Origin of the sequence: Streptomyces sp. NRRL B-24572, from assembly GCF_002156145.1 — a bacterium.
In the GTDB taxonomy this organism is placed as follows: Bacteria; Actinomycetota; Actinomycetes; order Streptomycetales; family Streptomycetaceae; genus Streptomyces; species Streptomyces vietnamensis.
The window spans coordinates 1-823 of record NZ_MWIG01001213.1 but is presented as its reverse complement, the minus strand read 5'-3'; the positions used below and the strand labels follow the sequence as shown (position 1 = coordinate 823).

1 pseudogene is annotated in these 823 nt (G+C 79.6%); it reads left to right on the top strand.

The window, feature by feature from the left end:
• Positions 1–823, top strand: a pseudogene (locus CCN56_RS41385) (hypothetical protein); the annotation flags it as partial.

The window sequence follows — 823 nt, the reverse complement described above, 5'->3', positions numbered from 1 at the left end:
GCCCGTCCGCGCCGGATCCGGAACTGCCCCAGGGCGGACTCCGCTGCGCCGTGGACCGGTGGGCGGACGAGGCCGCGATCCTGCTGCGCGCCGAGGGCCGGCCGGCGGGCCCCGTCGCCGTACGCCTGGGCAGGAGGCACCGGTTGCTCCTCGACGCCGACCCGTCCGGGGAACCGCCCCGCACGCCGTCGCGGGCCGTCCGGCGCGCCTCCGCCACGGTGCCCGTCCTGCCGGACGCGGCCACCTGGCTGCTGCCCGATCTGGAGCTGCTGCGTGCCGGTCTCGTCGAGGCCGGGCAGCTGCATCCGCTGGTCGCCGCCGCGCTCGTACCCGGTCACGCACCGACCGGTCCGCCGCGGCCGCCCGACCCGGCGGGCGCGCCGCGCCTCGTGGAGTGCCGGGGCGCCCGGCACCGGATCGGCCTGGTCGACGGGGTGCTGACGCCGCTCGACCACGACCCGGCCGAACTCCGGCGCGAGGAGCTCCTCGTCGCGCTGACCGGGACCCCGCTCCCCTGCGTACGGGCCGTCGACGAGGCGCACCGGCGTCCGGACTGTCTCACCGGTGTCCGCGAGCGGCTCGACCACGGCGACGTCGCCGGTGCGCTCGCCGTCGTCGAGGGCCTGCTCGGTCCCGCCGCGCTGCTGCGCGACGGAGCCCTCCGGGACGCGCTCGAGGCGGCGGCGGAGCGGCGCGTCACGTACGGGCTCTACCGGGCCGGACTCTTCGGCCCCGCGCCCGGCCGGAAGTTCGCGCCGCCCCCACCCCCGTCCTCCCGCGGGACGCGTCCCGACAGCCGCCGCACGCGTACGCGTGGCGCCCG